General features: G+C 67.7%; 1 protein-coding gene. It reads right to left on the reverse strand.

Translation table 11 applies throughout. The features are described 5' to 3' along the window. On the reverse strand, window positions 1-598 hold a 598-nt coding region (locus E8E95_RS00080), incomplete at both ends, for an alcohol dehydrogenase catalytic domain-containing protein (protein ID WP_280347126.1).

Consider the following 598-nt stretch of genomic DNA (forward strand, 5'->3'; position numbering starts at 1 on the left):
GCCTTCATGGCCGTGGCCGCGAGCTTCAAAGCCCACCGCATCCACTGCGCAATCCACTTCCGGCTCGCCCAGCAGGGCGGCGATCTGCTCGTGCAGCGGGGTGTCCAGCGACAGGTCGGCGATCTCGAAGCCTTGTGCCTTGGCGTGGGCCAGGCGGGCGGGGTTGAGGTCGCCGACGATCACCACCGCGGCGCCCAGCAGGCGAGCGGAGGCGGCAGCTGCCAGACCGACGGGGCCGGCACCAGCGACATACACGGTGCTGCCTGGGCCAACGCCGGCGGTAACAGCGCCGTGGTAGCCGGTGGGCAGGATGTCGGAGAGGCAGGTCAGGTCACGGATCTTTTCCATGGCCTTGTCGCGATCCGGCAGTTTCAGCAGGTTGAAGTCGGCGTAGGGCACCAGCACGTATTCGGCCTGGCCGCCGGTCCAATCGCCCATGTCGACATAGCCGTAGGCGCCGCCGGCACGGGCTGGGTTGACGGTCAGGCAGACGCCGGTGTGCATTTCCTTGCAGGAACGGCAGCGGCCGCAGGCCACGTTGAAGGGTACGGAAACCAGGTCGCCGATCTTCAGGTTCTCGACGTCGCTGCCCTTCTCG

It is taken from the genome of Pseudomonas sp. BN414 (genome assembly GCF_029871275.1).
GTDB classification, from domain to species: Bacteria; Pseudomonadota; Gammaproteobacteria; order Pseudomonadales; family Pseudomonadaceae; genus Metapseudomonas; species Metapseudomonas resinovorans_C.